Origin of the sequence: Meiothermus cerbereus, assembly GCF_051297115.1 — a bacterium.
Lineage (GTDB): Bacteria > Deinococcota > Deinococci > Deinococcales > Thermaceae > Meiothermus > Meiothermus cerbereus_A.
The window spans coordinates 44,081-69,897 of record NZ_JBEVAL010000007.1; the positions used below are offsets into that span (position 1 = coordinate 44,081).

The window sequence follows — 25,817 nt, forward strand, 5'->3', positions numbered from 1 at the left end:
CCTCCCGGATGGGAGGCAACGTCTGTGAAGAGTGCGATAAAGCGGTTTTTCACCAACGGGTGAGGCTCTTTTTTGCCACTCGGAGAAGCATTCTGAGCTATTTTCGCATTTTGAGCCGATGCGTGAGCCGGGCGAACTCTTCGGGATTTTGGGCAGAGCAGAATCGGTCGAGGTAGGGGAGGGCGGTCTTCATGCAGTTGGCCCTGGGGTCGTAGTCTTTGCTGTTGAGCAGAGGGTTTAGCCAGATTAGGGCGGCGCTGCGCTGGTAAATTTTGCGCAGGGCCAAATCCAGGATTTCTGTTGCTCCGGTGTCGAGTCCATCGCTGGCGACAATTACCACACTGTCGCCTCGGATCAGTCCGCTGTACTGCCGCTCGAGCTGTAACAAGTTTTCACCAATGCTGGTTCCGCCACCCCAAGCCTGGCCCAGCCGACTGAGTCTGGGACGCACGGGAAGGGCTTTAGCTTTTTCGAGTTGTCGGGTTACACGCTGAAGCTGAGTGGAGAACACAAAAACCTCGACCCGGTTGCAGCGCATTCGCAAGGCCAGGGCAAACTGCAACAGGCGGTCGGTGTAGTCTTGCATCGAGCGGCTGCCGTCCAGCACGAACAAGAAGCGGGGCTGGCGTTTGGGGTGTTGCTGCCAGGCGGGATAGATGGGGTCGCCGCCGGTGTGCAGGGCTTTGCGCAGGGTGCGTCTGAGGTGAAACCGCAGCCCTTTGCTGGCCAGTACCCAGCCTCGGCTTCGCCCCAGCCGCACCTGGTTGACCATCTGGGTTGCAGCTTGCAGCATGGCCTCGAGGTCTTCCTGGGGTATTTCCACCTCCTGCGCCTCGGCGCCCGCGGTTCGGCTGAACATGGCTTTGAGCAGGGGCAGCGCCCAGTCGGCCTTAATGTCGTGGTCTGGTCGCACAAGGCCTTTGTTCCCCTGGTCTTCCTGGCTGTTTGAGGATTCCGAGGGGTTGGATTGGGCCACCTGGGTTTTCTCCTGGGCTTCTTCCTGGGCACCGGGGGGTGCTGATTGAATGTTGCTGGTTGAGGATCGTTGGCGGCTCTGCAGGAAAAACTGAAAGAATAAATCGTCGAAGACCCGCTCTTGCTCGAGGTTGCTGCACATCACCAGCTTGAGGGCCTGTCGAACCTCCTGCAGGTTGCCCAGATGAACGGCCTCGAGCGCAAGCAGGCTGTCCTGGACTTCCTGTGGCCCGAGGTTGAACCGCTGGGCGGTGTGGCGCAGGTGCTCGCTGAAGGCCACCAGGTTCTCCAGCAGGCTGCCATGTGGAAAATCGCTCAATGACATGGGCTCAAGCGACCAGTTCGGCGAGGCGGGCTTTGTGGCTTTCTACCAGGGCCAGGTCGTCTTTGTCTTTGATAATCACACCCCAGGTCTGCTCGAGGACACCGATATCGAGCGACTCTTTGTGTAGCGAGACCAGCGCCTCGGCCCAGTCCAGGCTCTCGGCCACGCCGGGGGCTTTGTTCAGGGGTAGTTCGCGCAGGTGGGCCACCACGGCTGCAATTTTTTGGGCCAGCCGCTCGTTGATGCCTGGTAGCCTGGTGCGGATGATTTCGACCTCCCTTTCGAAGCTGGGGTAGTTTTGCCACAGGTACAAGCAGCGCCGTCTGAGGGCATCCGACAACTCGCGGCTGCGGTTGGAGGTTAGAATCACATAGGGCCGGTGGCGGGCCTTGAGGGTGCCCAGCTCGGGAATGGTGACCTGGAACTCGGCCAAGAGCTCGAGCAAAAAAGCCTCGAACTCCTCGTCGGTGCGGTCTATCTCGTCAATGAGCAGCACCGGCGGCCTGTCCTGCGAGATGGCCTCGAGCAGCGGACGCCGCAGCAGATAAGCCTCACTGAAAATCTGTGCTTCGCGCTCGGCTACGCCAATACCGGTATTTTCGGTCAGGCGAATGTGCAGCATCTGTTTGGGATAATTCCACTCGTACAGGGCCTGGGCGGTATCGAGGCCCTCGTAGCACTGCAGCCGGATCAGGTTGGTTCCCAGCACCTCGGCCAGGGTTTTGGCCACCTGGGTTTTGCCCACGCCGGCGGGGCCTTCAACCAACAGGGGCTTGCGCAGGGCCATGACCAGCCGCAGGGCTGTGGCCATGGGCAGGTCGGCAATGTAGCTATGCTCACGCAAAACAGCCTGGATGCCCTCGACGCTTGTGAGCAGCGGGTTCACTTCAGCCTGGCTCATGCGGTGCCCCTCAGGTACTTTTCGGGGTTCTTGAGGAACTTGGCGCGGCAGTTGGGGCAGCTAAAGTAGTAGGTCTGGCCCAGGTACTCAGCGCTCACGGCCCTGGCAATTTCAACCACTTCGCCGCTGGTAGGGTCTATGGCCGTACCGGCGGGGAGGCTCGAGGGTGGCTTGGCGGCTGGAATTTGGGCCGCAATGGATTCCACCTGTTTGATCAAGAGGTCGCCGGGCTGTGTAGAACGAGGTTGATCTGGGCTCGAGGGGGCCCTGGGCGGGCTTGATGCTTCTACGCTGGATTCTTGCGGGCGGTTTTTGAGCAGGACGATTTCGGCTAGAATCGCGACTGCCACTTCGTCGCGTCCGCGCCCCCCCAGGTCGAGCCCGGCAGGGTATTTGAGCCGGGGGAGGGTGGTTCTGGGAACCCCCAAGATTTCCAGGTTGTCCAGCACGGCGGCCCCGCGCTTACGGCTGGCCACCAGCCCCAGGTAGGCCGGGTTGGGCATGTGCTTGGCGATGAGCACCAGGGCATCTTCGTCGTAGTGTCCCTGTGAGGCAATTACGATGCTGGTTTTTGTGGGGCTCTGAACCTCGAGCCACTGCCCCAGCTCGCGCCAGTTCAGCACCTGAATTTCGGACTCGAGGTTCACCCCGGCCAGCTCGGGCTGATCGCAGGCCAGCGTAACGGTATAGTTCATGCGGGCAGCAATTTGCGCCGTGGAAAGGGCAATTTGCGAGCCACCCACCACCAGCAAGCTCGACCTGGCGATCAAGGGTTCGATGTAGACCTCCACCGCCCCTTCGCTGGCGCAGGTCATGGGGATCACCACCTCGTCGGCCTGCTCGAGCACCACCTTAGCAGCAGCCTCGGGGGTAATTTTGACCAGGCGCGGCTTGCCCAGGTGCAGTACCTCCAGCGCCTGCTTGCGCACTATCTCACGGGAGCAGGCTCCCCCCACATACCCTTCAAAGCGCCCGTCTTCGAAGATAATGGCTTTGTCGCCCAGGTGTGAGGAAACCGGCGCCTGCCGCGAAACCACCGTTGCCAGCGCAAAGGACTCGCCCTTGTGCCGCAGTTCGGCAATTTTACTGAAGATGTCCATTTACCGTTCATGCTAAGGCCAGATGGCTCCGGAAAATCATCAGTTGGTCACAAAGGTAGAGGCCTGGCCGGAATTTCTGACCCCTTGCTCTTGGGGCCGCAGCGCTTCTGGAGGCCGCTAGGCTTCGCTCATCTTTTGGCCCATATTGGCGAAGACCGCCTCGATAAGCCTTTTGGCCTGGGCGTCCAGCACCCGTCCCCCCACGGTAGCTGCGGGGCCACTGACGGTGGCCAGGCCTTGCCAGTTCAGCAAAGTGGTCTGGTCTTCCTGGCCGACGATATCGGCGCTTGCAGTTAGATCCACTGCACTCCCAAGGCCGCCCCCACGAATGCGCACCATGACCTTGTTTTCCTCTGGGTGGGGGTCGAGTTCGATATTCAACTTGAACGAACCCCGCACGGGGCCCACTGCTACGCCAACTGTAGCCACCATGTTTTTGCTGTCTTTAATCTCCACCGACCTGAGGTCGGGAAGACAGGAGGCCACTTTTTGTGGGTCTTGGATAAAGCTCCACACTTTTTCCGGGCTGGTCTGTACCTTCTCTTGTCCGCTGTACTCGAGCTTCATATTCAACCTCGCAAATAGCTTATAGCCGATGGCTGATAGAGAAAGCCATGCAGTTCGCTATGAGCCATCAGCTATGGGCTATTGGCCTCTGCTAGAACGAATCCACTCCAGCCTGTCGCAATACCTTCCAGACCTTTTCGCGGGTAATGGGCATATCAATGTGGCGCACGCCCAGGTGGGCCAGGGCATCCACCACCGCGTTCACGAAAGCAGCCGGGCTGCCTACCGTGGGGGACTCGCCCACCCCTTTGGCCCCGATGGGATGGTGGGGGCTGGGGGTTACGGTATGGCCGGTTTCCCACCTGGGGGTCTCGAGCGCAGTGGGCAGCAGGTAGTCGGTGAAATTGGAGGCCAGGTGGTTGCCCTGTTCATCAAATGCGATCTCCTGCATAAAGGCTATGGCAAAGCCTTCGGCCAGGCCGCCGTGCACCTGTCCCTCCACAATCATGGGGTTGATGATGGTGCCACAGTCGTCGATGGCCACAAAACGCCGCACCTTGACCTCGCCGGTGCCCTTGTCGATGTCCACCACGCAGATGTAGGCCCCGTGGGGGAAGGTCAGGTTGGGGGGGTCGTAGTAGTAGGTGGTCTCGAGGCCAGGCTCCAGTCCAGGCGGCAGGTTGGTGTAGGCCGCGAAGGCCACCTCGTTCATGGTCACGCTCTTGCTTGGTACGCCCTTTACCTGGAACTTCTTATCCACCCACTCCACATCGTTTTCGCCAACTTCCAGAAGGTGCGCGGCAATCTTGCGGGCCTTCTCGCGGATACGCCGGGCGCCCAGGGCCATCGCCCCGCCGGCGGTGGGGGTGGAGCGGCTGGCGTAGGTGCCCAGACCGTAGGGGGCGGTGTCGGTATCGCCCTCCTCCACGATAATCTTGTCCACGTCCAGGCCAAGCTCTTCCGAGACAATCTGGGCCCAGGTGGTCTCGTGGCCCTGGCCCTGGTGGCGGGTGCCCGCCCGCACGATGGCAGCGCCTGTGGGATGTACGCGAATTTCGGCTCCGTCAAACATCTTGATGCCCAGGATGTCGAAGTCCTTGCTGGGCCCGGCCCCCACAATCTCGGTAAAGGTGGAGATGCCGATGCCCATCAGCTCGCCCCTGGCCCGCTTCTCGGCCTGCTCCTTGCGCAACTCGTAATAGCCGATTTTCTCGAGCGCAACCTTTAGGGTTTTCTCGTAGTCGCCAGAGTCGTAGGTCCAGCCCAGGGCCGAAGGATAGGGGAATTGGTGGGGCTGGATGAAGTTCTTCAGACGCAATTCCGCGGGATCCAGCTTGAGCTCGTGGGCCAGCACATCCATGCTGCGCTCGATCAGGTAGCTGGCCTCGGTTACGCGGAAGGAACAGCGGTAGGCCACCCCGCCAGGGGCTTTGTTGGTGTAGACCGCCTCGACCTGGGCATAGGCCTTTTGGAAGTCGTAGGAGCCGGTGCAGATTGAGAACAACCCGGCTGGGTACTTGCTCGGGTCGGCGGCAGCGTCGAAGGCTCCGTGGTCGGCCAGGGTGTAGACCTTCATGGCCGTGACCTTGCCGTCTTTGGTGGCCCCTATCTCGATGTCCATGTGATAGTCGCGGGCAAAGCCGGTGGTGGTGAGGTTTTCGGTGCGGGTCTCGACCCACTTGACCGGTGCTCCCAGCACAATGCTGCCCACAATGGCGCACACATAGCCTGGATAGACCGGCACCTTGTTGCCAAAGCCACCGCCAATATCGGGGGAGATGACCCGAATGTTGTTCTCGGGAATTTTGGTCACCAGCGAGAGCACCGTACGGATGGCGTGGGGGGCCTGGGTGGTCATGTAAACTGTCAGCCGCCCGGTGGCCTTGTTCATATCGCCAATGCAGCCGCAGGGCTCGAGGGGGGCCGGGTGGCTGCGGGGGTAGACCATGTGCTGCTTGATACGGACTTCGGCTTGCTCCAGGGCTTTTTCGGTCTCGTCCTTGGAGCCTACTTCCCAACTCCAGATGTGGTTGTCGTGTCGTCGGGGGCCGTGTGCGCCTGCCATCTGGCCCTTAATGTCCTCCCGCAGCACGGGCGCGCCGGGCTCGGTGGCCTTGTAGGGGTCTACCACCACGGGCAGGGGCTCATACTCCACCTGCACCGCGGCTGCACCATCGGCGGCAGCCTGGCGGGTTTCGGCAAACACCGCCGCGACCTCCTGGTACTGGTACAGCACTTTGCCGTCGGCCAGTACCATCTGTTTGTCGCCGGCCAGGGTGGGGATCCAGGAAAGGCCCGCAGCAGCCAGGTCTTTGGCGGTGATGACAGCCTTAACCCCAGGAATTTTGAGGGCCTCGCTGCTGTCGATGTTGAGAATCCTGGCGTGGGCGTAGGGGCTATGAACCAGGGCCATGTGCAACATACCTGGAAGATTGATGTCGTCGAGGTAGTTGCCTTTACCCACAATGAAGCGGGCGTCTTCTTTGCGCTTAATGGCCTTGCCGAGCCCTTGGATACCCTTGGGCTCGAGGTTGGGGGTTTGAACTGCCATGGCTGCTCCTTTCAGTTGGGTTAAAGCCAATCCAAATCAACTTGATCGCAACTTTTGACCAGGTGACTAGTCATCGGCTGCGGCACCAGCGGGTTGCTGCAACATCTGGGCGGCCTGCTGAACGGCCTTGACGATGTTCTGGTAGCCCGTGCAGCGGCAGAGGTTGCCCGAAAGACCAAAGCGAATCTCTTCCTCGGTGGGGTTGGGGTTGTGTTGCAACAAAACATGGGCCGCCATGATCATGCCAGGTGTGCAGTAGCCGCATTGCAGGCCGTGCTGGTCGTGGAAGGCCTGCTGCAATGGGTGGAGCTTGCCGCCCTGGGCCATGCCTTCGATGGTGGTAATCTCGTGGCCCTCGGCCATGACAGCAAACATGGTGCAGCTTTTCACGGCGGTTTTGCCGTCGAGCACCACCGTACAAACCCCGCACGACGAGCTATCGCAACCCACGTGGGTTCCGGTCAGGCCGGCGTCGCGGATGGCGTGAACCAGCAGGGTGCGGGGCTCAACATTTAGTTTTTTCTCCGAACCGTTGATTTTCAGTGTGATTTCCATAGCTGTGCTCCTAGAAGCAGGTGAAAAGGTGGCCCCTGGCGACGGGTACTGCTTACCCGAGCCTTTGGAAGCTATTCAGGCCACTACCACATTCAAGCGCTTCAAAGCCTTAATCAGACCCCGCCCCACCAATACCCTTGCCATGTCCTTTTTGTACTCGGCAGAACCGCGTGCATCAGGATTGGGGTCGGCAATTTTGCGGGCTTCCTCGGCAGCGGCCCGGATCAGCTCGAGCGAAGGTTTCTGACCTCGTAAAATTTTCTCACCCTCCTCGACGCGCAAGGCCATATGGGCCACTGCGGTAATGCCGATTCCGGCTTCCTTGATGGTGCCGTCCGGGTTAAGTTCAATTTGCACAGCGGCGGCGGCAGTAGCGTAATCACCCACCTTACGTTCTATTTTCTCGTACGCACCGGAGGTGAGCGCATTGGGGGCAGGAAACCGCACTTCCACAGCCATCTCGCCCGCGCCAATTGAAGTGGCGAAGCTATCTACCAAAAACTGGTCTATCGATTCGACTCGTGCCCCACCCTGGCCCTGGATTACCATCTGCGCCCGTGCTGCAATGGCCGCAGCAGCCCAGTCGCCCGAGGGGTCGTTGTGGCAGAGAGAGCCCACCACAGTACCGCGGTAGCGTACGATGGGGTCCGCGACCACCATGGAAACGTCGCCAATAAGGTGGTATCTGGTCTGTATTTCTCGACTAAATTCCACATCGGTATCGCGTACCAGCGCCCCGATGCGCAGCACCCCGTCTTCCTCTTGCAGGTAGTCCAGGTTGGGCAACTTGTTGATATCCACCAGCACGGTGGGCTGGGCCAGGCGGTAACGCATGGCCGGGATAAGGCTCTGCCCTCCAGCCAGCACCCGAGCCTCGAAGCCATGCTCGGCCAGGTGGCTCAGGGCCTCTTCCAGGGACAATGGGCGTTTATACTCAAAGGCCGCGGGTATCATGCAGTCCAGCCTCCTTTTTTGCTTTTGCAGGCTTAACTCTATTGCCAGAACCGGGTAACGGAAGCTGCTTAAACTCACATTTTTTATCAGGCTCTGGTTTTTACCACCAGGCTGGGCACAGAAAGGCTTTACTGCATCTCCGACGGCCCCTTTGTAAGGGGTAAAGGGGCTTTTGTTGGTGTTGCGCTTGCTGTATCTTGCGAGAGGATGCGCGGGCTGTGCTGGGTTAGCGCCGCCATTGGAGCCAGAGGGCGCTGCTGGACTGGCAGATAAGCTAGGGTATGCCGCCTGTAGATGCCATTGTTTTAGCAGCCGGGATGGCCTCGAGGTTCGGGGTTCCCAAATTTCTGCTGCCGGCGGGTGAGGGCCATGTTCTACTGACCCGGGTGCTCGAGCAGGCTTTGCTTGCAGTCGAAGGGTGCGTGGCCGTGGTTTTGGGGCGAGAATCGAAGGTGGCGCGCTATGCCCTAGAGCGCTGGCTGGAAACGGCGGGCAGGGCTGGCTCGAGGGTGGTCTTGGTATTGAACCGCCACTACCGGCATGGGCAGAGCACCTCGCTCAAAGCAGGGATAAGGGCACTGACCAGCTCTTCTGGTGTGCTGGTATTTCTGGCCGATATGCCGGTGCTGGAGCTGGAAAAGCTCGAGCTTCTGCAGAAGGCCATCCTGCGACCAGGTAGCCAGGCGCTGGCGGTGGCCGCGGGTAGACAGGGCCAGGCACATCCCCCGGTGTATCTGTCTGCAAAGCTTTTCTCGGAAATTGATCGACTAAAAGGAGACCAGGGGGCACGGGCCATTCTGCGCGCCTACCAGGGGCAGCTCGAGGTGGTGGAGTGGGGGGAAGGGCCGTGGTTTGCGGACGTAGACGACTGGTCAACCTATCGGCAACTGGCCTACCAGCAGGGGTGGATCAACGAGCCTTTTGCTCCCATTCCCCGCAGGCCAGTAGCCACAGCTCAGGTGGCCGCGAGGGTGGCAGTGGCGCTAGCAGCAAAAGCAGTGCCCTGGCTGGCACCTGGCGTGCTGATTCTGCCGGCAAAAAAAGAGACACACTGGCTTGACCTGAGCCGGCCTTACCGAGGCGTGCAAAGCATCGTGCAGGGGCCCTCGAGCACACCAGCGGCATATCTGGAGCTGCTGTGTAGGGCCAGCCTGATGGCTTTGAGCCGCTAGGCAAGAATGCGCTCGGTCAGAGGCGGTAGGCATCTTGCGGGCCGCGAGACCAGGGCGAGCCAACCCTGGGCTTTTGCTCAACCCGTTCAATGCGCTACAGTAGGCGCGATGGTTCGCTACGACGTGCTGATTGTGGGGGCCGGCATCATCGGCGCGGCCTCTGCCTACCGCCTGGCCGAGCGTGGGCTGAAGGTAGGGGTGATAGAGCAGGCCCCGGCTGCGGCGATGGGCTCTACCGGCAGGAGCGCGGCGGGGGTGCGGGTGCAGTTTACCGAGGCCACCAACGTCCTTTTATCCTGGCACTCCATCCAGGAGTACCGGGCCATGCCGGAGGCCGCTTATCGGCCCATTGGCTACTTGTTTTTGGTGCCCGCTTCCCAGTGGAGGGCCCACCTGGTCGGGGTTGAGCTTCAGCAGAGCCTGGGCGTTCCGGTCGAGGTACGCGACCTCGAGGCGGCCCAGCAGTGGTTCGATTTTCTGCCCCAAGCCGAAGGCCTGGAGCCCATCCTGGGCGCAACCTACGGCCCCGCCGACGGCATTGTGGATCCGCATGGCATATGTATGGAGTACCTGCGCCGGGCCAGGCAGCTAGGGGCCGAGGTGCACACCGAGACCGAGTTTTTGGCCGCCGAGCCCAAAGGGGGCGGCTGGCAGGTGCAGACCTCGAGGGGGTTGCTCGAGGCCCGCTTGGTGCTCAACGCCGCCGGAGCCTGGGCGGGTGAGGTGGGGCGCCGGGCCGGACTAGCCATACCGGTGCAGCCAGCCCGGCGGATGGTCTTCTGTACCTCCCCCATACCCCACCCGGCCTGGCATCCCCTGACCATAGACCTCTCGAGTGGCTTCTGGTTTCGCCCCGAGCACGACCGGCTGATATTTGGCCGCAGCAACCCAGCCGACCTGGGCTTCCAAGAAGGCATGGACTGGAGCTGGCTCGAGCCCACCCTCGAGGTGGGCCTGGCCCGCTTTCCCTGGTTAAAGCGGCTTCAGCTCGACCGCAAGGCCAGCTGGTGGGGCTACTACGAGGTCACACCGGACCACAACCCCATCCTGGGCCGGATGCCCGGGGTGGAGGGCTGGGTCAACGCCTGTGGCTTCTCCGGCCACGGGGTGCAGCAGGCAGCCATGGTGGGTCGGCTGATGGCCGAGGAGGTGGTGGACGGCCAGGCGCACAGCCTGGACATCGCTTCGCTGCGCTATGAGCGCTTTTCCAGAGCGTCCTCTACGCTCGAAAAGAACATCGTATAGCCTGCGCTGCTCTTGCATACCAGGACAACCAGCGCGTACACTTGGAGTCGGTAGGTGAACCATGAACGACCCCATTGTCACCCGTATGGCCTGGCTTCGTGCCTGAGCAAATCCGCACCCGACCCGCATTCACGACGCTTTCTGCGTTTCTCGGCGGCCTTCGGGTCGCCGATTGATTTGGAGGAAGAATGCGCTAGAGCCGACCCCGCCACCGCCCTAAAACCACAGAACTTTCCTGGCACTGGATAAGCTATGCTAACTATACAATCTACCCAAACCAAGCTCGCCATCGAGGTCTCCGACCTCAAAAAAGTCTTCCGCAAGCGCGACGGGCTGCGGGCCCCCCTCAAGGAAGAGTGGGCCCTGAAGGGGGTTTCGTTTTACGTGCAGGAGGGCGAGACCTACGGCCTTCTGGGCCCCAATGGCTCGGGTAAGTCCACCCTGATACGCATCCTTTCCACCCTGCTCACCGCCGACGGGGGCACGGTGCGGATGCTGGGGCATACCCTGCCCGAAGGGGAGCGGGAGCTGCGTCGCAAGATGGGCCGGGTGAGCGTGGATGCGGCCTTCTATAAGAAGCTCTCGCCGCGGGAGAACCTGCTCTATGCCGCGCAGCTTTATGGCCTCGAGCCCCGCCAGGCCGAAAAGCGGGCCATGCAGATTCTGGAGCAACTGGGCCTCGAGTCGCGCCGCTTTAGTGACCCCATCGAGGAGATGAGCCGCGGCATGCAGCAGAAAATCGCTATTGCCCGGGCCTTGCTCATCAACCCGCCGCTCCTGCTCTTGGACGAACCCACCACGGGTTTGGACCCCAAAAGCCGCCGTGACGTGCAGGCCTTCCTGGAAGAACTGCGGGCCCGCGAAGGCACCACCATCCTGCTCACCACCCACGACATGGCCGAAGCCGAACGCCTTTCGCACCGCATTGGCTTCCTGGCCCACGGACGGCTGGTGGCCGAGGGCACGGCTGAGGAGCTCAAGCGCCAGGCAGGCAGCCCCGACTTAGAGGAGGCCTTTATTGCCCTTACCGGCGAGGAGCTGGACGAAGAGGCCGCCATCTAGCGGACAGCTTGGCGTGGCCGGAGGCCTTAAGCGCTCAGAGATAGCCAGAAATCTGGGCTCCCGAGCGAAAGGAGTTTTATGCTTGAACGATACATCCGCCCCATGTGGGCTTTTGTCTTCCGTGACTGGCACCTGACCCGGCGCTATATGAGCTGGGTGGTGGTGTTCGTGTTTTACGCCATCGTCAACTCGGCCACCATTGCCCTCATCGGCAAGGCCCAGGACGACTTTCGCCTGACCCTCACGCTTTTGCTGGGGGTGCTGTTGTGGTCCTTTTTGTCGGCCATGTACAACGAGATTGCCAACTCCATCAGCTACGAGCGCTGGGAGGGTACGCTCGAGTACACCTTCATGGCCCCGGTCTCGAGGCTCATCCACCTTTCGGGGGTCTCGCTGTTTGCCATCATCTTCAGCGTGGTTCGAACCATTGTAATTCTGGTGGGCCTGGTGCTTTTCATCCAGGTCTCGGTGAATGGGGCCAACCTGCTGGGGGTGCTGGTGGTCTTGCTGGTGGCCAGCCTGGCCTTTATGGGCCTGGGCCTGATGGCCGCCATTCTGCCGGTGATGTCGCCCGAGAATGGGGCCCAGGCCACCAACATCTTCCAGGGCATTTTGCTCCTGGTTTCGGGCATCTACTATCCCGTGAGCGTGCTGCCCACCTGGGTGCAGCCTTTGGCCTACCTGAGCCCGGCCACCTACGCCCTGGAAGCCTGCCGTAAGCTGATGGGCATCAACCACCCCGACTCCACCCCCGACAAACTGGTGGGTGCACCGCTTTCTTCGGTGCTGCCCGAACTGGGCATTTTGCTGCTGATGGGGGTGGTTTTGATTCCGCTGGGTCTTTTGGTTTTCCACACCGCCGAGATGTGGGCCAAGCGCACCGGCAAGCTTAAGCGAACTGGCTAGCGTGCATCCAGCAAAGCTCGGCAAGGTTGCCAAGTTTGCCTGGCATGTGGCACACTGGCGGGCAGAGTACCCGGACCAAACAGAGGTTTGGCAAAGCCTTGCGTGCGCTGTGAAAAACACCTGGACTGGGGGCAGCATGATTGAAGTCTCAAACCTGCAAAAAGCCTATCGGAAGTTCGTGGCGGTAAAGGGCATTTCGTTTGCGGTAAAGGCCGGAGAGGCGTATGGCCTTTTGGGCCCCAATGGCGCAGGCAAAACCACCACCCTGCGGGTGCTGGCTACCTTGCTCAAGCCCACCGCCGGAAGCGTAAAGGTGGCGGGCTACGATGTGGTGCGAGAGTCGCTGGAGGTGCGCCGCAACCTGGGCATCGTCAACGGCGGTATGAGGGTCTACGACCGGCTCACCGGCTACGAGGTGCTGGACTTCTTCGGCAGCTTCTACGACCTGTGGGGGCCTAAGCTCAAAGAGCGCATTGCCTGGGCTGCCGATTTGCTGCACATCGAGCAGCCGGTGCTGAATAAGCAGGTCAAGGACATGTCCACCGGCATGCAGCAAAAAATTGTGATTGCCAGGGCCATCCTGCACCAGCCCCAGGTCTTGCTGCTGGACGAAGCCACCGCGGGGCTGGATGTGTTAGCCCGGCGGGCCTTGCTCGATTTTGTGCGGGCCTATGTGGATCTGGGCAAAACCCTGATCTACTCCACCCACGTGATGAGCGAGGCCCAGGAGGTCTGCGACCGGGTGGGCTTTATTGACAAAGGCTTGCTGGTTTATGAAGGCAGCCTGCAGGAAGCCCTCGAGCTCGGCTCGGGGAACCTCGAGCGGGCCTTCATCCGGCGTCTAGAACAGGTCGCGTGAGGGGTAGGCGTATGAACGAAATCCTTATCATTGCCCGTAAAGAACTCCTCAGCGTGGTGCGCGAGCGCCGGGTGTTCTTTACTACCATAATTCTGCCGATTGTCATCATGCCGGTGCTGATGTTCGGGCCGATTCTCCTATTTGGCAATGCCGCGCGGCAAACCCAGGAGACGGTGCAGAAAGTGGGGGTGGTGGGCGTTCCAGCGGTTGTGCTGGAGGAACTAAGAAAAGCCAGAGTCGAACCGGTCGAGATCGCCAACCCCCAGCAAGCGGTGCAGAACCGTGAGGTGGAAGCTGCGCTGGTATTTGAGAACGGCACCTACACCCTCTACGGCAGGCTTTCCGGTGGTGCTACCCAGAGCGCATTGGTGGTCGAAAAAGTGCAGGGTGCCTTGCGTACCTACAAAGACCGGGTAGTGGCCGAGCAGCTCCGAGCCAGGGGTATTAGCCCAGAAGTACTAGAACCTTTCAAGCTCGAAATCAAAGATGCTTCGCGCGAGCAGGAGCAAGCAGCGGGGCTGTTTGCTTTTCTGATCCCATATTTCCTGATCGTGTTCATTCAATCGGGCGGAATGCCGGTGGCGGTGGACGCTACGGCGGGTGAGAAGGAAAAAGGAACCCTCGAGGCCCTCCTGGCGGCCCCTGTACCGCTTGTCCAGATTTTGCTGGGCAAGGGGCTGGCGGTATTTGTGATGTCGTTGCTCTCGACCTTTGCGGCAATTGCCGGGCTCTTGCTAGGCGGGGGTGTGTTTCGCAATCTTTTTGCCGCCCAGATTCAAGCAGTCCAAAATGGAGAGAACTCGGTTCAGTTGGGAGGTGCCTTGGCCCTTGACCCGCTGGGCTACCTTTCCATCGCCCTCACTGCGGTATTGTTTGCCCTGCTCGTGATTGCCATCATGATCTCGCTGGGCCTTTACGCCCGCACCTTCAAGGAAGCCCAGAGCTACATGAGCCCTTTGATGCTGGTGATGATCATTCCCATCCTGTTTCTTCAGTTCTCCGATTTTCTCAAACTGCAAGACTGGTATTTTGCCCTGCCCTTTGTGGGCGTGGTGCTAGCGCTGGATTCTATTGTCAAGGGCGCTGCTACCGTGGCTCAACTCAGCACTACCTGGGCTTCCACCCTGCTCTACGCTGGACTGGCCCTTTACCTGGCCTACCGCAACTTCCAGCGGGAGGATGTGGTGTTTAGAAACTAGCCTGAGAGATCAGGCCGGGGGAACCACAAGTTTTCATTCTTGATGCACTGGCGGTAGTTCTGTGCGAGTAGGTTGAGAGCATGTCAGGTAGATTCCACCGAACCCAAGCGGCGATGCTGTGCCCTACTTGGCGTTGATGAAAAAATCGTGCGCTGATGTCAAAAGCACCAAGGCCTGATGTTTGAATGCGTAGGCTGGCTGTGAGGAGGCATTGAGGTGAAGGATGCGTTGAAAATAGCCCGTAAGGAGCTTTTGACCTACGTGCGCGAGGATCGCTTTTGGCTCATGGTTTTTCTGCCGCTGCTGATTATGCCCTTGCTGATGCATCTGCCTTTACTGTTGATGGGTCACTTCTTACAGCAAGCCCAAAGCAAGCCGCAGATTGTGGCTATCAAAGGGGTGTCCCAAGAGGTTCAGATTCTTCTGCGGCAGGCCAATCTTGTAGTGCAGTCTAGCCCTGACCCGCGCAAAGCCGTTCGAGAGCGGCTTGCGGCGGTTGGACTGATCTACTCCGAGGGGCGCTACACCATCTTTGACCAAAACAGTTTTCTCAGTCTCCGGCTTTCGGCAGCAACCGAGCAGACCCAGCAAGTTTTGCAGCGGTATAAAGAACAGGTTTTGCTCGAGCGCCTTCAATCCCGTGGGCTGGGCCTGGCAGACCTCGAGCCCTTCACCATCGAGACCCAGAAGGCGGCCAGTGAACGAGAGCAGTCCCTGGGCGTACTGGCACTCATCATTCCCCTTATGCTGGTGGGTCTGCTTATCTCGGGAGGACAGTCCATGGCCCTCGAGGCCACGGTAGGAGAGAAAGAAAAGGGCACCATAGAGGCCTTGCTTTCTGCGCCTGTAGCGCCCTGGAAGCTACTTCTAGGCAAGGGGCTGGCTGTTTTGGTGGCAACGGTTTTCCCTGCCACGACTTCGTTTATTGGGGTCGTTTTGGGAAGCATGTTTGCCAGGATGGGCTTTTCGGGCCAGATTCAGGCTTTGCCCGATGACCTTGAAGTGCAGTTGGGAACACTGGCCCTCGAGCCTGCCGAGCTGGCAGCGATCTTTCTCACCTCGGTGCTTCTGGCTTTTTTTGTGGTAGCAGCGATGCTGGCGCTTGGCATTTTTGCCCGCACCTACCGTGAGGCCAGCATTTACTTCGGCCCTTTGGATATGTTGGTGATGTCGCCGGTGTTGCTTTTTTTTGTGTTCGATTTCATCAAAGTTCAGGACTGGTTTTTTGTCCTGCCCGGCCTGGGGGTTGTGGTGGCGATGGATGCCATTGTGAAAGGAACCTCGAGCCCCTGGCAGCTTGGCCTGACCTGGGTTTCCACCCTGGCGTATGGTTTGCTGGTGCTGTACCTGGCCTTCAGAAATTTTAGCCGAGAGGACGTTGTTTTTCGCAACTAAGCCAGCGGCAGCGCCACCGGCGGCTTCTCGTTCAGGATGGCCTCTACGTCCGGGTACTGTTTGATGTTGTAAAAGGGGTCGCGCTCGGCGGGGATAAAGCCTGCGTCGGCAATGTGCCGCACAATCTGGCGCACCGTAGCGTGGGTGCGGTTGTGTCCGCCGGCAGCGCTGACCACATTTTCTTCCAGCATGGTGGAGCCGAAGTCGTTGGCCCCGTAATAAAGCGCAGCCTGAGCCACCTTGAAGCCCATGCTGGGCCAACTGGCCTGTAGGTTGGGAATATTGTCCAGGGCAATGCGGGCGATGGAAAGCTGCTGCAGGTACTCGTGGGCGGTGGCCCCTGGTGCTTTGCCCTTTAGGCGGGTGTGCTCGGTTTGTAGGGTCCACATGGCAAAGGCCGCGAAGCCGTGTCCATACTCGCGCAGGGCTTTTTCCTGCTGAAGGCGAATCTTGAGCAGGTGGGCAACGCGCTGCTCGTAGGTCTCACCAAACCCAATCACCATAGAGGCGATGGTGTACAGGCCAAGGCTCTGCGCGGTGTCCAGAATGCGGAACCAGTCGCTGCTCTTGATGCGGGCGGGGGCTGCTTTGGCCCGCACCTCGTCCACCAGAATCTCCCCGCCGGCGCCCGGCAGGCCGTCCAGGCCCGCATCCTTGAGCTCTGTTAGCAGTTCGTGGCAGTCGCGCCCGGTGATCTTTTCCAGGCCCAGAATCTCCTCGGGGCTAAAGGCGTCGATACGCACCTCGGGGTAGTGCTGCTTCAAGTAGCGCAACAGATCCAGGTACCACTCGAAGGGCAGGTCGGGGTTGACCCCCCCTTGCATCAGGATGCGCCGCCCGCCAATTTGCATGAGCTCTTCAATTTTGCGGCCAATCTCCTCGAAGGAAAGCACGTAGGCATCGCCCTGCCGCTTGGTGCGGTAGAAGGCACAAAAGTTACAGGCCACATTGCAGATGTTGGTGTAGTTGATGTTGCGGTCAATCAGGTAGGTAACCACCTGGGGGTTGCCGCGCTGCAGCCGCAGCTCGTGGGCTGCTGCAGCTACGTCGGGTAAGGGGAGCTGGTATAGGTCGCGTATCTCGTTGGCGGAGAGTCGTTCGCCCGCTACTGCGCGGCTCAAAACATCCATGCTGTCATTCTACTGGCTGGCCTTTTTTGGGAAAGTAGGACAAATAACCCCTGCTGGCCAGCGGCCTCGCTGGTTGTGGTCGGTCACTTTAATTCGGAATTACTCCTCGTCCTCATCTTCTTCCTCGTCCTCATCCTCGTCCCAGTCCTCATCTTCCGACTCGATATCGTCGATGTAGTAGTCCTCGATGTGGCTGGCATCGGCCACAACGCGGCCTTTGCTCATAAAGCGCAGACCCTCTTCGTCAATCTTGATATTTAGATCGTCGAGGTCGGTATCGTCGGGCACGTGTACCTGCATCATCACGGCTACTTCGATTCGCATATATACCTCCTGCCCTGTAAATCTAGGCGTTTGATGTCAGAAAAACTTAGGCTCGAGTTTTTCCTGAAAACCGGTAGCGCAAAATAGAGGCGTACATTTTCAGGCGTAGGCCCAAGCCCTTCCAGAAGCCGCGCTTCTGCTCCTTCATCACCTGACCGGCCCCGCGGAGTTCCACATAGGCCCAGCGGGTCTGGCTGCGGCTCAGGTGGTCGGTAATGGCCGGCTCGGGCCAACGTTCTTGAGTCAGGTTGGGCACACCTTTGAGCCAGTCGGTCTTGCAGGCACGCTGACCGGACAAGAAGGGTGTAGCTCGATTGCCAAAGTCGGTCATGAGCCCACCGGACTTGAATACCCCTATTGCCATGTCCAGCTTGCCGCTGCGAACAGGCTCGAGCAAGGTCAGCAGATGATGTGGTTTTAGATTGACCAGGTCGGCATCGAGCAACAGCACATAGGGGGTTTGAATCTGGGCCAGACCGTGTGCCAGGGCGCTGCTTTTGCCCTGGTTCTGGGGCAGGCGGAGCACCATAGCCCCGGCGGCTTGGGCGGCCTGGGCGGTCTGGTCGGTTGAGCCGTCGTCTACCACCAGAACTGGAAATCCGGCACCTCGAGCGGTGGCCACCACGGCCTGGATGTGGGCTTCCTCGTTGTAGGCCGGAATGAGCACCGTGGTGTCCATCGGGTGCTATTTTATCGCGGTTTTTGCGCTGGAAGCAAAAGACCCTCTTGGTCAACCCTAGCCGCCGCTTAGATTGCGGATATCGTTAATGGTGACCAGAACGATGAGCAGGATCAAAAACAAAAAGCCACCGTAAGCCAGGCGGGCCTCGAGCTCTGGTTTGATGCGTCCACCCGAGAGGCCGTTGACCACCAGCACCAGGATGCGGCCCCCATCCAGCCCTGGAATGGGCAGCAGGTTGAACACTGCCAGCGAAAGGTTAATGGCCGCAAGCAACCCCAGCAGCGTGCCCAGCCCCTGCTGGGCGGCCTGCCCGGTGATGTTAACGATGCCCACCGGCCCGGCCACCCCCTGGGCTTGCTGGCCCGAGAGAATGCGGGCGATGCTCCCCACGAACTCCTGCACAAAGCGCGGCACGGCCACTACTGTCTCGCGGACGGCTCGAGCAAAACCCTGAAAGAAATTGATGCGGGTATAGCCGGTGATTTCGGGCCGGTAGACAATGCCCAGCCGGGTCTGGGTGTTGTCCCAGTTGAAGCGCACTGTGGTTTCGACCCCGTCGCGCAGCACCACAAAAACCTTTTCGCCGGGGGTCTGGCGGAAGCGGGTGACCTGGTCGTAGGACTCGAGCTTCACCCCATTCAGGCTAAGAATGCGGTCGCCCACCTTAAAACCGGCCTGCTCGGCCAGGCTACCAGGGAGCACCTCGGTTACTGCGGCCTGGGTCTGAGGGATGCCCTGAATAGAGGAGAGGGCCCCCAGCACCCCCCAGGCCAGCAGCAGGTTCATCACAACCCCGGCTACCAGAATGAAAAACTTGCCCAAGCCGGAAAGCCGCGCATAGCCGTGGGTATCGCCGGGCATCATGCCCTCGATTTCGGCGTAGCCACCCAGCGGAATAGCATTAAGTCGAAAGGTGGTTCCCCAGCGGTCAAACTTGAGCAGGGTAGGGCCAAAACCTACCCCAAAGTTCTTGACCCCTACCCCCTGAACCCGGGCGGCCAGATAGTGGCCCAGCTCGTGAACGAAGATGCTGATGGAAATGATTAGAAGAAACCAGAGGATGCTCATGCTTTACTCCGCATAGTTTTGAAAGCCGGAAAGACTCATCTTCAGGCCTTTACTTCCAGCAGTTCTCGAGCCAGTTTACGGGCCTCGAGGTCGGCCTGGAAGATATTGTCCCAGGTGAGCTGGCCGCTGGGGGTCTGCTGCAACACTTTTTCCAGCAGCCAGGGAATCTCGAGGTAACCGATCTGGCCCTTCAAGAAAGCCTCTACCGCAACCTCGTCGGCGGCGTTGAGCACCACCGGGGCCAGCCCCCCCATGCGCCCGGCCTGGTAGGCCAGGGCCAGGGCCGGGAAGCGCTGGGTGTCGGGGGGAAAAAACTCCAAGCGCTCGGGAATGGGCGCATCGCGCAAAGGCGTGGGGGGCCTTTGGGGGTGGGTCAGGGCGTACTGGATGGCCAGCCGCATGTCGGTAGGGCCAAGCTGGGCTTTGATGTTGCCATCCTGAAAGCGCACCATCGAGTGCACATACGACTGCGGGTGAATCTGCACCTTTACTTTTTCGATCGGTACCCTAAATAGCTGTACGGCCTCCAGAACTTCCAAGCCTTTGTTGAACAGGGTGGAGGAGTCGATGGTCACCTTGGGGCCCATCTTCCAGCGGGGATGCTTGAGGGCCATCTGCGGCGTAACACAGGATAGGTCGGCGGGTTCACGCAGGAAAGGGCCCCCAGAAGCGGTAAGTATCAGCTCGGCGACGTCCTCGAGGGGCTCGCCCAGCAGACTCTGGAAGATGGCCGAGTGCTCCGAATCCACCGGGATGATCTCGGCCCCGTGCTGCTCGGCCTCCTGCCATAAGAGCGGCCCAGCGGCCACCATGCTCTCTTTGTTGGCCAGGGCCATACGGCGCCCCTGCTGAACCGCCACGCGGACGCCCGGCAGACCTGCCAGGCCCGGGATGGCCCCCACCACCACCTCGGCAGGCCAGGCCGCGACCTCGAGGGCCTCAGCCATGCGGAGGTCGGGAAAGCGCTCTCGCAGCTCGGGTAGCAGCGAAGGGTCGGCGGCCACCACTTCGGGGTGGAATTCGGCGATTTGTTGCGAGAGCAGCTCGAGGTTTCGCCCCGCCACCAACCCCACCACCCGGTAGCCGCGCCAGCGACAGACATCCAGGGTCTGGGTGCCAATGGAGCCGGTAGAGCCCAGCACAACAACGCGTTTGGAAGTTTCGCTCATTGTTGGTCAGTGTACAGGTTTGGCAGCCTGGGTCTGTAAGCAGGCCCGCAAGGTGTTTTGGAGCTCAGTAAACACCTGCTTTGCTCAGCCGGTAGCCTCTACATGAAGATGGTCAGCAGATAGTAGGTGAGTGGTACTGTGAACAAGTGCGAGTCCAGACGGTCGAGCAAACCGCCGTGGCCTGGCAGGAAATGACCCGAGTCCTTCACGCCGCAGTAGCGCTTGAGCATGGATTCGGTCAGGTCGCCGAGCTGGGCGGCAAAAGAGAGCACCAGGTTGACCACAAACAGCTCTACCGGCCTGAATAAGGCGAAGGGGCTTTCGGGATAGGCCGAGCGCACGATGGTGGTGAAAAGGAAGAGCAGCACAAAGCTGGTGACAATGCCGCCAATGGAGCCCTCGACGGTCTTGCCGGGGCTAATGGTGGGCGCCAGTTTGCGCTTTCCCAGGTAACGCCCTACAAAATAGCCCCCAATATCGTTGGCAAAGCTGGTAATCAAAGGCAGCGCCAGAATCCAGAGCCCCACGTTGCCGTCGGGTGAGTGGCGCAACAGCAGGAAAAACCCCAGGGTCCAGGGCAGGTACAAAAAGGCCATCAGGCTGTAGGCAAACCGCTGGATGTTGGCGCCAACGATTAGCTCCGAACTAAATGCACCAATCAGCACCAGGCCTAAGGCAATTTCCCGCCAGGGTACGCCGGGGTAGATGTCGTGGAGCTGGGGCAGGCTGAAGAGCAGCATGACCAGCCCCCCGCCAATCAGGAAGGCCATATTAAGCTCGACGCCCTTGTTGCGAAGCATGTAGCGGAGCTCGAGCGAACCCACCACCAGGATGAATACCAGGGCCAAAAACATGAAAACGCGACCTTCCCACAGCACCACAAACAACACCAACACCCCGATCAGTGAGGAGATCACGCGGGTGGGCAGCGAGGGGTCGGGTCGGGCTTCGGGCACCACGGGTTAAAGCATACCAGCAGGTTTTGACGGCGATTCAGCGGGGGCTGGGCTTGTAGATAGGTACCATGATGGCTGCTCAGCCCTTCAAAATTTCCTGCTCTTTTTTGTGCAGAGTCTCGTCAATTTTGTGAATGAACTCGTCAGTGATTTTTTGAATTTCGGCCTCGGCGCGTTTGATCTCGTCTTCGGAGAGGTGCATTTCTTTTTCCAGCTTTTTGGCCTTGTCCAGCGCTTCGCGCCGGATGTTTCGCACGGCGATACGGGCTTCTTCTGCGTAATGTTTGACCGACTTGACCAGATCGCGGCGGCGTTCTTCGGTCAGGGGCGGGATGTTGATGTACAGCGCATCGCCTTTGTTGGTGGGGTTCAGGCCAAGGTCAGAGTCGCGGATGGCTTTTTCGATCTCCTTGAGCATGCCCGGATCCCACGACTGAACCACCAGGGTGCGGGGGTCTGGCGAAGAGACCGTACCGACCTGGTTCAGGGGCATGGCGGAACCGTAATACTCCACTTTGATGTTGCTGAGAATAGCGGGATTGGCCCTTCCGGTACGCATGGTGGCGAGGTGGTGCTCGAGGGCTTCCAGCGATTTTTGCATGTGCTGTCTGGTTTCGTTGTACAGGTCTTTGAGCATAATTCCCTCCTGGGTCTGGGATAGCTTACCCCTAAAAGGGCCAGATGGGCGCGAGTTTGGTGACTGGGGCAAGACGCTAGCTGTGCACAAGGGTTCCTACCCGCTCGCCCCTGATGATTCTCTCTAAATTGCCCTCCGTAAACATATCGAAAACCACGATGGGCATGTTTTGCTCCTGGCACAAAGCCATGGCCGTGGCATCCATAACCTGCAGGCCCTCGACCAGGGCTTGATGGTAGGTGAGGTCGTCGAACTTCCTGGCTTCTGGGTTCTTTCGGGGGTCGTCGCTATAGACCCCGTCCACCTTATTTTTAGCCATCAGTACGGCGTCTACGTTCATCTCCAGGCCACGCAGGGCTGCGGCGGTATCGGTGGTAACAAAGGGGTTGCCGGTTCCACCACCAAAAATAACCACCCGACCTTTTTCCAGGTGTCGGATAGCCCGTCGCCTTATGTAGGGTTCGGCTACCTGCTGAATGGTCAGCGAGGTCTGCACACGGGTTGGCACGCCGATGTACTCGAGCGCATCCTGCAAAGCCAGCGCATTCATGATGGTGGCCAGCATCCCAATGTAATCGGCGCTGGCACGGTCCATGCCCACCCCCTGGCGTGCTCCACGCCAGAAATTGCCCCCACCTACCACAATCGCGACCTGCACACCAAGCTGATGGGCCTTGGCTACCTCTTGTGCCAGTGCTTTGGTGGCCTCGGGCTGGATACCAAACCCATTGCCACTCATAAATTCACCCGATAGTTTGAGCAGAACCCGCTTGTATTTCATCCGGCCCCCCTTGCCGCAGCTTGTTTTTGGGCAGGGTAATGGCTGTATTTGGTACGACCACTTCCGAGCAAAGCCCGCCTGCCCCTTGCAAAAGAAAAGGGTCGAAAGCCTCGCGACTCTCGACCCTTGCTGCCCATGCCCTACGCTCCGACTTCAAATCGGCAGAAACGCTTGATCTGGATGTTTTCACCAATCTTGGCAATGGCGGCCTTGATCAAGTCGCCCACCTTGATTTTATCGTCTTTTACGAAAGGCTGCTCTAAGAGAACCATCTCCTCGTAGAATTTCTTAAGACGGCCTTCGGCGGCCTTTTCGGCGATATTCTGCGGCTTGCCTTCGTTGAGGAGCTGCTGAATATAGATGGCTTTTTCTTTCTCGAGGTCTTCCTGAGAAACTTCCTCGATGCTCACGTAGCGGGGGTTGGCCATGGCGATGTGCATGGCGATGTCCTTGGCCAGACGCTGAAACTCTTCGTTGCGGGCTACGAAATCGGTTTCGGAGTTGAGTTCGACCAGCACCCCAACCCGCTGGTTGTGGTGGATGTAGGAGCCGATGATGCCCTCCCGGGCCTCACGATCGGCTTTTTTGGCAGCTTTGAGGGCGCCCCGTTCGCGCAGCAGGGTGGTGGCTTTTTCCATGTCCCAGCTTGCATCTTCCAGGGCTTTCTTGACGTCGCTCATGCCAGCGCCGGTTTGCTCGCGGAGTTTTTTGATTTGCTCAAGTTGTGTCATTGGTTTCACCTCTTGTACGATTTTTGCGCGTGAGTGGCGCTAAGTTGGCGGGGCGTGCCCGAGCACCTGTGGCTCTCGTTGGCAGCGCCTGGCCCTGCTTACGCTTCTGCCACTTCAGCGGCCTGGTCGTTGCTGGCAGCGGCAGGAACCTCACGCCCACCGCCACGAGCCTCCACAATCAGGTCGGTCATGCGGCTCACGATGAGCTGAATCGAGCGGATGGCGTCGTCGTTGCCGGGAACGATGTAGTCGCAGACGTCGGGGTCGGAGTCGGTATCGGCCAGGGCGATCACCGGAATGCCCAGCTTACGGGCTTCCTTAACGGCGATGGCTTCCTTGGTGGGGTCTACTACGAAAATGGCGTCGGGCAGACGGCGCAGCTTGCGGAAACCACCGAGGTTCTTTTGCAGGCGCTCGAGCTCGTGCTGAAGCTTCACTTGCTCGGTCTTGACCCGCTCTTTGATTTCCTCAGAGGCAAAGAGGGCCTCGAGCTCCGAGAGGCGGTTGACCTGGGCGGTAATGGTACGGAAATTGGTCAGCATCCCACCCAGCCAGCGCTGGTTGACATATGGCATTCCGGCCCGGTCGGCTTCCTGCTGAATGATTTCCTGGGCTTGCTTTTTGGTGCCTACGTAGAGGATGGTGGCCCCCCGCATGGCCAGGTTCTGCACATACTTGAAGGTGCGCTCGAGCTCAACCATGCTTTTTTGCAGGTCAATAATGAAAATGCCGTTGCGCTCGGCGTAGATGTAGCGCTTCATCTTGGGGTTCCAGCGCTTGGTTTCGTGACCGAAGTGCACACCGGCCTCGAGCAGTTCCTTGATGCTTACGTTTACTGCCATGATTTCTCCTGACGGGACGGTTGGAGCGGGCGTTGATTTGTGCAGTCTGCGCTTTTTTCCTGGGTACCGTTCCCTAACCCCAGGCAGCGCTTGGCACACCCAAAGGAGGAGTATAACCGAGAGAGGCACTTTACGGAAGCCCCAAACGTTGCTATACTCCTTGGTGCTGTTTGGCCCCTGGGGGCGTAGCTCAGCGGGAGAGCAGGTCCTTTGCAAGGACAAGGTCGGGGGTTCAAATCCCTTCGCCTCCACCAGAAAGCCAGACCAAGACCAGACCTGGGGAAACCCAGGTTATTTTTTTGCGAATTGCTTTTCAACGCACGCGCCAGAAGCCCAGACCTGCCCCAAACAGGCTTGAGCGGCGAAATCTCGGCTAGCGGCCATCAGCCCTTTGGGGCTATGCTAAAGGGGTGAACATACCCGTTTGGGATGATGGAAACTGGCATCCCCTGCCACGCCTGGAAGGGAACCTCGAGAGCGAGTTTTGCGTGGTGGGCTTGGGGGGTTCGGGACTTTCGGCCATCCTCGAGCTTCTAAGGCTGGGGCGAGCCGTGGTGGGGATAGATGCGGGCCCGGTAGCAGGCGGGGCAGCAGGCCGCAATGGGGGGTTCTTACTGGCTGGGGTGGCTAAGTTTTACCACCAGAGCGTGGCCGAGCATGGGCCTGCGCTTGCCCGAAGGCTCTACCAGGCTACCCTCGAGCAGATCGCCCACATGCAGCGCGAGACACCAGAGGCCATCTGGCCGGTGGGTTCGCTGCGCATTGCGGCCTCGGAGGAGGAACTGCAGGACTGTGCCGCTCACCTAAAGGCCCTTAGGGCCGACGGGTTTGAGGCCGAACCCTACGAAGGCCCAGAGGGGCAGGGCTTGCTGATTCCCAGCGATGCTGCTTTCAACCCCCTACAGCGCTGTCGGACGCTAGCACGACAAGCCCTGGAGGCGGGGGCCCGGCTTTTTGAAAATACCCCTGCACTTAAGATTAGCGGCCAGGAGGTGCAAACCCCCCAGGGTCGCATACGCTGCCAGAAGGTACTGGTGGCGGTGGATGGGAGGCTCGAGCATCTGCTGCCCGAACTAAAGGGCCGGGTGCGCACCGCCCGCTTGCAGATGCTGGCTACAGCTCCGGTGGCCAGGCGCTATAAGCGGCCTGTTTATCGCCGCTGGGGATACGACTACTGGCAGCAGTTGCCGGATGGGCGCATCGCGCTGGGGGGTATGCGCGACGCCGGAGGCGAGGCCGAGTGGACGGCCCAGAATGAACCCAGCGACCCGGTACAGCACCGCCTGGAGGCGCTTTTGCATCAACTTGATATCGAGGCCCCTATTACCCACCGCTGGGCCGCCTCGGTGGGTTACAGCACGAACGGGCTGCCCATTGCCGAGGAGGTGCGGCCAGGTGTGTGGGCCATTGGCGCTTACAGCGGAACTGGAAACGTGGTGGGGGCTTTGCTGGGCCGTGAAGCGGCCTGGGTTTTACATGGAAGCCGGAGGCCGGGGGCGGTATTGCTAACCTGAGCCTGTGCTGTCGGCGAAAAGCAGTCGGCACAACTACACCCTGGCTCCTAGCCATGCTAAGAGCGGCGCCCAGGATTGCCCACGTACAGCAGCTTGTGTTTTTTGATGTAACCGCAGCCTGGGCGTCGAAGAAACTTTGCAAGACGTCGCTGGGCCACGCCGGTGCAAACTCAAACTGTGCGAACCCGGACATTAATTGGCCCACTGGGTGTTCATCTGACCCCAATTCGGAAAAGCCACCAGCCACATTTCCCCAAACTGCGCCAACAGGAGGCGC

At 59.8% G+C, this 25,817-nt stretch carries 25 protein-coding genes and 1 tRNA gene; 9 read left to right on the plus strand and 17 right to left on the minus strand.

Features of this window, described 5'->3' with window-relative positions; translation table 11 throughout:
• Window positions 1–97 precede the first annotated feature (97 nt).
• The 7 genes from ABWU19_RS02790 to ABWU19_RS02820 all read right to left on the minus strand — a co-directional run bounded on the left by ABWU19_RS02790 (window position 98) and on the right by ABWU19_RS02820 (window position 7,868).
• Window positions 98–1,294, minus strand: a complete 1,197-nt coding sequence (locus ABWU19_RS02790) for a vWA domain-containing protein (RefSeq protein ID WP_435900250.1) — start codon at window positions 1,292–1,294, stop codon at window positions 98–100.
• A gap of 10 nt (window positions 1,295–1,304) precedes the next feature.
• Window positions 1,305–2,201 carry an AAA family ATPase gene (locus tag ABWU19_RS02795; RefSeq protein ID WP_435900251.1) on the minus strand — a complete coding sequence of 299 codons (897 nt, stop codon included), beginning with the start codon at window positions 2,199–2,201 and terminating at the stop codon, window positions 1,305–1,307.
• On the minus strand, window positions 2,198–3,301 hold the full coding sequence (locus tag ABWU19_RS02800) for an XdhC family protein (protein WP_435900252.1): 1,104 nt from the start codon (window positions 3,299–3,301) through the stop codon (window positions 2,198–2,200). The genes ABWU19_RS02795 and ABWU19_RS02800 overlap by 4 nt, the downstream gene beginning before the upstream one ends.
• 117 nt (window positions 3,302–3,418) lie before the next feature.
• On the minus strand, window positions 3,419–3,868 hold the full coding sequence (locus ABWU19_RS02805) for an SRPBCC family protein (RefSeq protein WP_435900253.1): 450 nt from the start codon (window positions 3,866–3,868) through the stop codon (window positions 3,419–3,421).
• A gap of 91 nt (window positions 3,869–3,959) precedes the next feature.
• Window positions 3,960–6,359, minus strand: coding sequence for an aerobic carbon-monoxide dehydrogenase large subunit (locus ABWU19_RS02810; protein WP_435900254.1), 2,400 nt, complete (start codon window positions 6,357–6,359; stop codon window positions 3,960–3,962).
• A 66-nt stretch (window positions 6,360–6,425) separates the two neighbouring features.
• Window positions 6,426–6,914: a (2Fe-2S)-binding protein gene (locus ABWU19_RS02815; protein ID WP_435900255.1), complete on the minus strand. Its 489-nt coding sequence runs from the start codon at window positions 6,912–6,914 to the stop codon at window positions 6,426–6,428.
• A 75-nt stretch (window positions 6,915–6,989) separates the two neighbouring features.
• Complete coding sequence (locus tag ABWU19_RS02820) at window positions 6,990–7,868, minus strand: FAD binding domain-containing protein (protein ID WP_435900256.1); 879 nt, start codon at window positions 7,866–7,868, stop codon at window positions 6,990–6,992.
• Window positions 7,869–8,149: 281 nt separating this feature from the next.
• On the opposite strand from ABWU19_RS02820, the gene ABWU19_RS02825 reads away from it, so the two are divergent.
• The 7 genes from ABWU19_RS02825 (at window position 8,150) to ABWU19_RS02855 (ending at window position 15,706) form a co-directional block, all read left to right on the plus strand.
• Complete coding sequence (locus tag ABWU19_RS02825) at window positions 8,150–9,040, plus strand: nucleotidyltransferase family protein (RefSeq protein WP_435900257.1); 891 nt, start codon at window positions 8,150–8,152, stop codon at window positions 9,038–9,040.
• A 108-nt stretch (window positions 9,041–9,148) separates the two neighbouring features.
• On the plus strand, window positions 9,149–10,285 hold the full coding sequence (locus tag ABWU19_RS02830) for an NAD(P)/FAD-dependent oxidoreductase (protein ID WP_435900258.1): 1,137 nt from the start codon (window positions 9,149–9,151) through the stop codon (window positions 10,283–10,285).
• A 252-nt stretch (window positions 10,286–10,537) separates the two neighbouring features.
• Window positions 10,538–11,347: an ABC transporter ATP-binding protein gene (locus ABWU19_RS02835; RefSeq protein ID WP_435900259.1), complete on the plus strand. Its 810-nt coding sequence runs from the start codon at window positions 10,538–10,540 to the stop codon at window positions 11,345–11,347.
• A 78-nt stretch (window positions 11,348–11,425) separates the two neighbouring features.
• The gene (locus tag ABWU19_RS02840; protein ID WP_435900260.1) at window positions 11,426–12,253 is read left to right on the plus strand and encodes an ABC transporter permease; all 828 of its coding nucleotides are present in this window, start codon (window positions 11,426–11,428) and stop codon (window positions 12,251–12,253) included.
• 136 nt (window positions 12,254–12,389) lie between these two features.
• Window positions 12,390–13,112, plus strand: coding sequence for an ABC transporter ATP-binding protein (locus ABWU19_RS02845; protein WP_435900261.1), 723 nt, complete (start codon window positions 12,390–12,392; stop codon window positions 13,110–13,112).
• An 11-nt stretch (window positions 13,113–13,123) separates the two neighbouring features.
• Window positions 13,124–14,311, plus strand: coding sequence for an ABC transporter permease (locus tag ABWU19_RS02850; protein ID WP_435900262.1), 1,188 nt, complete (start codon window positions 13,124–13,126; stop codon window positions 14,309–14,311).
• A 216-nt stretch (window positions 14,312–14,527) separates the two neighbouring features.
• Complete coding sequence (locus ABWU19_RS02855; RefSeq protein WP_435900263.1) at window positions 14,528–15,706, plus strand: ABC transporter permease; 1,179 nt, start codon at window positions 14,528–14,530, stop codon at window positions 15,704–15,706.
• Here the strand turns inward: ABWU19_RS02855 and mqnC are convergent.
• From mqnC to rpsB, 10 genes are all read right to left on the minus strand, one after another.
• Window positions 15,703–16,836, minus strand: coding sequence for a cyclic dehypoxanthinyl futalosine synthase (mqnC, locus tag ABWU19_RS02860; RefSeq protein WP_435900264.1), 1,134 nt, complete (start codon window positions 16,834–16,836; stop codon window positions 15,703–15,705). The two genes, ABWU19_RS02855 and mqnC, sit on opposite strands and share 4 nt — an antisense overlap.
• Before the next feature lie 99 nt (window positions 16,837–16,935).
• Window positions 16,936–17,160: a hypothetical protein gene (locus ABWU19_RS02865; protein ID WP_435900265.1), complete on the minus strand. Its 225-nt coding sequence runs from the start codon at window positions 17,158–17,160 to the stop codon at window positions 16,936–16,938.
• Window positions 17,161–17,206: 46 nt separating this feature from the next.
• Window positions 17,207–17,839 carry a glycosyltransferase family 2 protein gene (locus tag ABWU19_RS02870; RefSeq protein WP_435900266.1) on the minus strand — a complete coding sequence of 211 codons (633 nt, stop codon included), beginning with the start codon at window positions 17,837–17,839 and terminating at the stop codon, window positions 17,207–17,209.
• A 57-nt stretch (window positions 17,840–17,896) separates the two neighbouring features.
• Window positions 17,897–18,910, minus strand: a complete 1,014-nt coding sequence (locus ABWU19_RS02875) for a M50 family metallopeptidase (RefSeq protein WP_435900267.1) — start codon at window positions 18,908–18,910, stop codon at window positions 17,897–17,899.
• 41 nt (window positions 18,911–18,951) lie between these two features.
• The gene (dxr, locus tag ABWU19_RS02880; RefSeq protein ID WP_435900268.1) at window positions 18,952–20,079 is read right to left on the minus strand and encodes a 1-deoxy-D-xylulose-5-phosphate reductoisomerase; all 1,128 of its coding nucleotides are present in this window, start codon (window positions 20,077–20,079) and stop codon (window positions 18,952–18,954) included.
• 98 nt (window positions 20,080–20,177) lie between these two features.
• Window positions 20,178–21,038, minus strand: coding sequence for a phosphatidate cytidylyltransferase (locus ABWU19_RS02885; protein ID WP_435900269.1), 861 nt, complete (start codon window positions 21,036–21,038; stop codon window positions 20,178–20,180).
• Between the two features lie 76 nt (window positions 21,039–21,114).
• Window positions 21,115–21,675: a ribosome recycling factor gene (gene frr / locus ABWU19_RS02890; RefSeq protein WP_435900274.1), complete on the minus strand. Its 561-nt coding sequence runs from the start codon at window positions 21,673–21,675 to the stop codon at window positions 21,115–21,117.
• 73 nt (window positions 21,676–21,748) lie between these two features.
• Window positions 21,749–22,453, minus strand: coding sequence for a UMP kinase (gene pyrH, locus ABWU19_RS02895; RefSeq protein ID WP_027877518.1), 705 nt, complete (start codon window positions 22,451–22,453; stop codon window positions 21,749–21,751).
• A 140-nt stretch (window positions 22,454–22,593) separates the two neighbouring features.
• Window positions 22,594–23,184, minus strand: coding sequence for a translation elongation factor Ts (tsf, locus tag ABWU19_RS02900; protein ID WP_435900270.1), 591 nt, complete (start codon window positions 23,182–23,184; stop codon window positions 22,594–22,596).
• A 98-nt stretch (window positions 23,185–23,282) separates the two neighbouring features.
• Entirely contained in the window at window positions 23,283–24,026 is a 744-nt protein-coding gene (gene rpsB, locus ABWU19_RS02905; protein ID WP_435900271.1) for a 30S ribosomal protein S2, read from the minus strand.
• A gap of 179 nt (window positions 24,027–24,205) precedes the next feature.
• On the opposite strand from rpsB, the gene ABWU19_RS02910 reads away from it, so the two are divergent.
• Window positions 24,206–24,280: transfer RNA gene (locus ABWU19_RS02910), tRNA-Ala, on the plus strand.
• Window positions 24,281–24,436: 156 nt separating this feature from the next.
• Window positions 24,437–25,540, plus strand: a complete 1,104-nt coding sequence (locus ABWU19_RS02915) for an NAD(P)/FAD-dependent oxidoreductase (RefSeq protein WP_435900272.1) — start codon at window positions 24,437–24,439, stop codon at window positions 25,538–25,540.
• The last annotated feature ends 277 nt before the right edge of the window (window positions 25,541–25,817 follow it).